Source organism: Buttiauxella sp., from assembly GCF_035271705.1.
Taxonomy (GTDB): domain Bacteria; phylum Pseudomonadota; class Gammaproteobacteria; order Enterobacterales; family Enterobacteriaceae; genus Buttiauxella.
This window is the reverse complement of record NZ_DATERI010000095.1, coordinates 1-7,284: the sequence shown is the minus strand read 5'-3', so window position 1 is coordinate 7,284 and position 7,284 is coordinate 1. Positions and strand designations below refer to the sequence as shown.

At 50.8% G+C, this 7,284-nt stretch carries 6 protein-coding genes; all 6 read left to right on the top strand.

Annotated elements, in window-relative coordinates:
* Nucleotides 1-2: 2 nt before the first annotated feature.
* The 6 genes from VJY99_RS08765 to deoB all read left to right on the top strand — a co-directional run bounded on the left by VJY99_RS08765 (nt 3) and on the right by deoB (nt 7,200).
* On the top strand, nt 3-1,064 hold the full coding sequence (locus tag VJY99_RS08765) for a patatin family protein (protein WP_324117672.1): 1,062 nt from the start codon (nt 3-5) through the stop codon (nt 1,062-1,064).
* Nucleotides 1,061-1,840, top strand: a complete 780-nt coding sequence (locus tag VJY99_RS08760) for a TatD family hydrolase (RefSeq protein ID WP_324117671.1) — start codon at nt 1,061-1,063, stop codon at nt 1,838-1,840. Before VJY99_RS08765 ends, VJY99_RS08760 begins: the two co-directional genes overlap by 4 nt.
* Before the next feature lie 166 nt (nt 1,841-2,006).
* Nucleotides 2,007-3,284: a NupC/NupG family nucleoside CNT transporter gene (locus tag VJY99_RS08755; protein ID WP_324117670.1), complete on the top strand. Its 1,278-nt coding sequence runs from the start codon at nt 2,007-2,009 to the stop codon at nt 3,282-3,284.
* 341 nt (nt 3,285-3,625) lie between these two features.
* The gene (deoC, locus tag VJY99_RS08750) at nt 3,626-4,405 is read left to right on the top strand and encodes a deoxyribose-phosphate aldolase (protein ID WP_324117669.1); all 780 of its coding nucleotides are present in this window, start codon (nt 3,626-3,628) and stop codon (nt 4,403-4,405) included.
* Between the two features lie 178 nt (nt 4,406-4,583).
* Complete coding sequence (gene deoA / locus VJY99_RS08745; RefSeq protein WP_324117668.1) at nt 4,584-5,903, top strand: thymidine phosphorylase; 1,320 nt, start codon at nt 4,584-4,586, stop codon at nt 5,901-5,903.
* Nucleotides 5,904-5,976: 73 nt separating this feature from the next.
* A complete protein-coding gene (gene deoB / locus VJY99_RS08740) occupies nt 5,977-7,200 on the top strand; it encodes a phosphopentomutase (protein WP_324117667.1) in 1,224 nt (407 codons plus the stop codon).
* Nucleotides 7,201-7,284: the final 84 nt, after the last annotated feature.

Sequence of the window (7,284 nt, the reverse complement as noted above, 5' to 3'; positions counted from 1 at the left end):
GAATACCCGTTACGCTCGGCAATATTGCGCCGCTGGCGTCAAAAGCATTTCGTCCCGGAAAACTTGCCATTGTTTGTGAAGGCGGTGGGCAGCGTGGGATCTTTACAGCCGGCGTGCTGGACGAGTTTATGCGCGCTAATTTTAATCCGTTTGACCTTTTCTTAGGCACCTCTGCAGGTGCGCAAAACCTGTCCGCTTATGTCTGTCACCAGCATGGTCATGCCAGAAGAGTGATCACCCGTTTTACAACTACCCGTGAATTTTTTGATCCTCTGCGCTTTGTGCGTGGCGGCCATCTCATTGATCTCGACTGGCTGGTGGAAGCTACATCGGCAAAAATTCCGCTTTCGATGTCGACGGGAGAAAAACTGTTTGAGTCTGGCAAAGCGTTCTATATGTGCGCCTGCCGCAGTGATGATTACACCCCAGGTTATTTTTCACCAAACAGTACAAGTTGGCTAAATATCCTCAAAGCTTCGAGTGCCATCCCCGGCTTTTACCGCAGTGGGGTCGAGATTGACGGCATCGGATACCAGGATGGGGGAATAAGCGATGCTATTCCGGTACGAGAAGCCGTGCGTCTTGGTGCTGAAACGTTGGTCGTTATCCGCACCGTACCATCACAAGTGTCTTACACTCCTGAGTGGTTTAAACGCATGGAACGTTGGCTTGGGGATAGCAGTCTGCAACCCCTGCTCAATTTGGTGCACCATCACGAAGCCAGTTACCGCGAGATACAGGACTTTATTGAAAATCCGCCTGGTAAACTGCGCATTTTCGAGATTTATCCGCCGAAACCGCTGATGAGCATGGCGTTAGGAAGCCGAATACCTGCGTTGAATACTGACTATCAAACGGGCCTTTTGTGTGGGCGCTATTTCCTCGCGACGGTGGGAAGGCTGCTGGCGACTAAACCGCCGATAACACGCCATCACCCCCGCATTGTGGTGCCAGGTACGGTTGTGGTTGCGCCGACGGTGATCACTCAGGAACCTATATCTCAGGCGGTGATTGAAACCCCAGAGGCGAACGATTCCACCTTTAATAACGAAGGCACGGCGTGACAATGACCTTTTACGATACTCACTGTCACTTCGACTTTCCTCCGTTTAGCGATAACGAAGCCAGTAGCCTGGCACTAGCGGCGCAAGCGGGAGTCGCAAAAATTATCGTTCCGGCCATTGAAGCCGATCGCTTTGGCGTCGTTCTGGCTCTGGCTGACCATTATCCGCCGCTGTATGCCGCGCTGGGTTTGCATCCGATAGTGATTCACAAACACCAGGAGGCGTCACTCGCGCTACTGGAATATCACCTGCAACAACGCCCGAATAAGCTCGTGGCAATTGGCGAAATAGGCCTTGATTTGTATATGGATAATCCGCTTTTTGAACAGCAAGAAGCGATGCTGGATGCCCAGCTAAAACTGGCAAAACGGTATGATCTGCCAGTGATTCTCCATTCCCGCCGTACTCATGACAAACTCGCCGCCCATTTAAAACGCCACGACTTACCGCGAACCGGTGTCGTGCATGGTTTTGCGGGCAGCCTGCAACAGGCCGAACGCTTTGTGGCAATGGGTTACAAGATTGGGGTTGGAGGAACGATAACCTATCCGCGAGCCCGCAAAACACGCGATGTGATGGCGCAATTACCACTGAGCGCGCTGGTGCTGGAAACCGATGCACCTGACATGCCACTCAATGGCTGGCAAGGACAAGCTAACCGTCCGGAACGCGTCGTTGAGGTTTTTCAGACACTTTGTATTCTACGTTCAGAGCCGGCGGAGGTTATCGCAAATACGGTTATTCGTAACTGCAATGAATTATTCAATATGAAATAGTCAGTAATAAAGTGTGATGAGCATCATCCTATGAAATAAGCATTTTCATAAAATTGTAGAAATACGTGATTGGCATGGCATTTATGGGCATCACTACCGTTATAATCCCTTGGTTTTAGGTTTTAGATCGCTTTCAATTTAACCACTAAATACAAAGGGACTCTGTATGCAACTACTTATGGGATTGATCGGCATGATCGTTCTGTTGCTGATCGCCGTTTTACTCTCCAGTAATCGCAAAGCGATTAATCTGCGCACTGTTCTGGGTGCCTGGCTTATCCAGGTCGGTATCGGGGCTTTAATCCTGTATGTTCCGGTCGGCCGTAAAGTTCTGCTGGCAATGTCTGAAGGGGTCGCTAACGTTATCGCTTACGGTAATGCCGGTATTTCCTTCCTGTTCGGTGGATTGGTTTCGGACAAAATGTTCGAAGTATTTGGTGGTGGCGGCTTCGTTTTTGCCCTGCGTGTTCTGCCCATTATCGTCTTCTTCTCCTCTCTGATTGCTGTGCTTTACTACTTGGGTATCATGCAGTTAGTGATTCGTGTCCTTGGCGGCGGCCTGCGTAAGGTTCTGAAAACCTCTCGTACCGAATCCCTGTCCGCTACAGCAAATATCTTTGTTGGCCAGACTGAAGCTCCGCTGGTCGTTCGTCCTTATATCGCCACCATGACGCGTTCAGAACTGTTCGCAGTCATGTGTGGGGGTTTAGCCTCTGTTGCTGGCTCAGTGTTGGCGGGTTACGCGCAAATGGGTGTGCCGCTTGAGTACCTGATTGCCGCATCCTTCATGGCAGCACCTGGCGGTTTACTGTTCGCTAAAATCATCCTGCCTGAAACAGAAACACCAAACGATGCACCAGAACTGGAATCTATGAAAAACGATCCAGATCGCCCGGCGAACGTGCTGGATGCTGCGGCATCAGGTGCGGCTTCTGGTATGCAGTTGGCCCTCAACGTGGGCGCAATGTTGCTGGCATTTGTGGCATTGATTGCACTGCTTAACGGCATGCTTTCTGGTATCGGTGGTTGGTTCAACTACCCGCAACTCTCGATGGAACTGATCCTGGGCTGGGTATTCTCACCGCTGGCGTGGGTTATCGGTGTGCCATGGAGTGAAGCTAACGTTGCGGGTTCCTTCATTGGCCAGAAAATAATTATCAACGAATTTGTGGCATACCTGAACTTCGGTGAATACCTGAAAGACGACGCCACTGTTGCGGCAGCAGGCCTGCAAGTTCTGTCAGATCACACTAAAGCCATTATTTCCTTCGCGCTGTGTGGTTTTGCTAACCTTTCTTCTATCGCTATCCTGATTGGTGGCTTGGGAAGCATGGCACCAAGCCGCCGTCACGATATTGCCCAGTTGGGCCTGAAGGCGGTAGCAGCAGGTACGTTGTCTAACCTGATGAGTGCAACAATTGCTGGGGTGTTCCTGTCATTATAAAAAAAGGTGATGTTAATATTTTAACATCGCTGTGAAATCAATGGCCGGTACTTTAGCCGGCCATTTTTTATTTTTGAATCGCATTTTTACGCTATCTAACCTTGTTAAATCACATATACTGTACAAAGCATGTAATTTCTCCTTTGGCTTTTGTGAAGCGAGACACACAATTATCAATGCAGCGAATGTTATAATTATAACATTGCTAAATATGATGTGCGGTGAGACGGATCTCAACGTGATGGCGACAAGCGTTGCCTCTGCTCTTCAAGGAACCAAGTCCGCTCCAACGTGTTGAGTTTCGAAGCCAGAGACTTCTATATCTTTTGTTGGAGAGTGTTATGACCGATTTAACTGCAAGCAGTCTGCGTGCCCTGAAATTGATGGACCTGACTACCCTGAATGACGATGACACGAATGAAAAAGTGGTAGCACTTTGTCATCAGGCCAAAACAGCGGCGGGTAATACTGCGGCGATTTGCATCTATCCCCGTTTCATCCCAATTGCTCGTAAAACTCTGAATGCTCAAGGCACACCTGATATCCGTATTGCTACCGTGACTAACTTCCCACACGGCAATGATGATATCGAAATTGCAGTGGCTGAAACCCGTGCGGCTATCGCTTACGGTGCAGACGAAGTTGACGTGGTGTTCCCGTACCGTGCGTTGATCGCAGGTAACGAGCAGGTTGGTTTCGACCTGGTGAAAGCCTGCAAAGAAGCTTGTGCAGCAGCGAATGTTCTGCTGAAAGTGATCATTGAAACTGGCGAGCTGAAAGAAGAAGCGCTTATTCGTAAAGCGTCTGAAATTTCAATCAAAGCGGGCGCTGATTTCATCAAAACCTCTACCGGTAAAGTGCCCGTCAACGCAACACCTGAAAGCGCGCGCATCATGATGGAAGTGATTCGTGATATGGGTGTCGCGAAAACGGTTGGTTTTAAACCTGCGGGTGGCGTGCGTTCTGCTGAAGATGCGGCGCTGTTCCTGTCTATCGCTGATGAACTGTTTGGTGCTGATTGGGCTGATTCCCGTCACTACCGTTTTGGCGCGTCCAGCCTGCTCGCGAGTCTGCTAAAAGCTCTGGGTCATGGCGATGGTAAAAGCGCAAGCGGCTACTAATGACTCGTCATACTTCAAGCTACAGGTGCGTTGGCTACACTCTCACCCCAGTCACTTACTCATGTAAGCTCCTGGGGGCGTTCCCTTGCCGCCTGCCTGCAACTCGAATTATTTAGAGTCATATTTATTTGCGGTGGTTTTTCCGCCGCATTTCACCTGATGCACTCAGGGGGTTACCTTGTTCCTCGCTCAAGAAATTATTCGTAAAAAACGTGATGGTCATGCGCTAAGTGATGAAGAAATTCGTTTCTTTATCAATGGTATTCGGGATAACACTATCTCTGAAGGGCAGATTGCCGCGCTGGCAATGACCATTTTCTTCCACGACATGACTATGCCGGAACGCGTCTCTCTGACCATGGCGATGCGAGATTCAGGAACCGTGCTGGACTGGAAGAGCCTCAATCTGAACGGCCCAATCGTTGATAAACACTCAACGGGCGGTGTGGGTGATGTGACTTCATTAATGCTTGGCCCAATGGTGGCAGCATGTGGCGGTTATGTCCCAATGATTTCTGGCCGTGGTTTAGGCCATACCGGCGGTACGCTCGACAAGCTTGAAGCGATCCCTGGATTTGATATTTTCCCGGACGATAATCGGTTCCGCGACATCATCAAAAATGTCGGCGTGGCGATTATCGGCCAGACTAACTCGCTCGCTCCGGCTGACAAGCGTTTCTACGCCACACGTGACATTACCGCGACCGTAGACTCCATCCCGCTGATTACCGCTTCAATTCTGGCGAAGAAACTGGCCGAAGGCCTTGATGCGCTGGTGATGGACGTGAAAGTCGGCAGTGGCGCATTTATGCCGACTTATGAGCTTTCTGAATTGCTCGCCGAAGCGATTGTTGGCGTGGCGAACGGGGCCGGTGTGAAAACCACAGCATTGCTGACCGACATGAACCAGGTGCTGGCTTCCAGCGCGGGTAATGCCGTTGAAGTTCGCGAAGCGGTGCAGTTCCTGACCGGTGAATACCGTAACCCTCGTTTGCATGCCGTCACCATGGCGCTGTGCGTAGAAATGTTACTTTCCGGCAATCTGGCGAAAGATGACGCTGAAGCGCGCCTGAAACTGCAAGCGGTGCTGGATAACGGTAAAGCGGCAGAAGTGTTCGGACGTATGGTCGCGGCACAAAAAGGCCCAACAGATTTCGTCGAAAACTATGCGAAGTACCTGCCAACCGCGGTACTGAGTAAAGCTGTTTATGCCGATAAACCCGGCTTCATTTCAGAAATGGACACCCGCGCGTTAGGCATGGCAGTGGTGGCGATGGGCGGTGGTCGCCGTCAGGCTTCCGACTCTCTTGACTACAGCGTCGGCTTTACTGACATGGTGCGTCTGGGTGATAGCGTTGAAATTTCCCGTCCGCTGGCTGTTATTCATGCAGCAAGTGAAAATCAGTGGCAAGAAGCGGCTTGCGCTGTAAAAGCGGCAATCAAAGTTAACGGTACGGAACCAGTCGACACGCCAGTCGTGTATCGCCGTATAAGCTAATTGCTGGCATACTGATCTGATCACTTTTTGAAACGCCCTCGGGCGTTTCAGGCGCAACGACGCAGGAGAAATTATGAAACGTGCATTTATTATGGTGCTGGATTCTTTCGGCATTGGCGCGACTGAAGATGCTGACCGCTTTGGCGATGTTGGCTCTGACACCTTCGGCCATATCGCGCAAGCTTGTGCGAATGGCGAAGCAGACAAAGGCCGTAAAGGGCCATTACTTCTGCCAAATCTGACTCGTCTTGGGTTAGTGAAAGCAGCAGAAGGTTCTACCGGTAAAATCCCGGCAGGTATGGACGGTAATGCAGAAGTTATCGGCGCATACGGTTGGGCGCATGAGCTTTCATCTGGTAAAGACACTCCGTCAGGTCACTGGGAAATCGCTGGTGTTCCTGTGCTCTTCGAGTGGGGTTACTTCTCTGATACGCAAAACAGCTTCCCTCAAGAACTGCTGGATAAACTGGTTGAGCGCGCAAACCTGCCGGGCTACCTCGGTAACTGCCACTCTTCCGGTACGGTGATTCTGGACGAGTTGGGCGAAGAGCATATGAAAACCGGCAAACCGATTTTCTATACCTCCGCTGACTCCGTGTTCCAGATTGCGTGCCACGAAGAAACTTACGGCCTGGATAAACTCTACGAACTGTGCGAAATCGCACGCGTTGAGTTGACCGAAGGCGGCTACAACATTGGTCGTGTTATCGCTCGTCCGTTTATCGGCGACAAAGCGGGTAACTTCCAGCGTACCGGTAACCGTCATGACCTGGCTGTTGAACCACCAGCACCAACCGTGTTGAAAAAACTGGTTGATGAGAAGGCTGGCCATGTCGTTTCGGTCGGGAAAATTGCGGATATCTATGCTGAAGTCGGTATCACCAAAAAAGTGAAAGCGACTGGCCTGGATGCGTTGTTTGACGCGACAATTATAGAGATGAAGGAAGCGGGCGACGACACTATCGTGTTCACCAACTTCGTTGATTTCGACTCCTCTTATGGCCACCGTCGTGACGTAGCAGGTTATGCCGCAGCACTAGAACTGTTCGACCGTCGTCTGCCTGAACTGATGGATCTGTTGAAAGAGGACGATATTCTGATCCTTACCGCTGACCACGGCTGTGACCCAACCTGGCAAGGCACTGACCATACTCGCGAACACATTCCGGTGCTGGTTTACGGTCCGAAAGTGAAAGCTGGTTCTCTGGGGCACCGTGAAACGTTTGCCGATATCGGCCAGACCGTGGCTAGTTATTTCGGCACTTCCCCGATGGATTACGGCAAGAACATGCTGTGACCACTTAAATTTCAGGTGTTATCGTCGCAGCCAGATTGTGTTCGGACAGCGCGGAGCCACCGGAGCGTAACGTAGTACGTGAGG

What these genes read in the sequence shown, in the direction of transcription:
- deoC (WP_324117669.1), top strand. Translation starts at nt 3,626, where the DNA reads ATGACCGATTTAACTGCAAGCAGTCTGCGTGCCCTGAAATTGATGGAC.
- VJY99_RS08755 (WP_324117670.1), top strand. Translation starts at nt 2,007, where the DNA reads ATGCAACTACTTATGGGATTGATCGGCATGATCGTTCTGTTGCTGATC.
- deoB (WP_324117667.1), top strand. Translation starts at nt 5,977, where the DNA reads ATGAAACGTGCATTTATTATGGTGCTGGATTCTTTCGGCATTGGCGCG.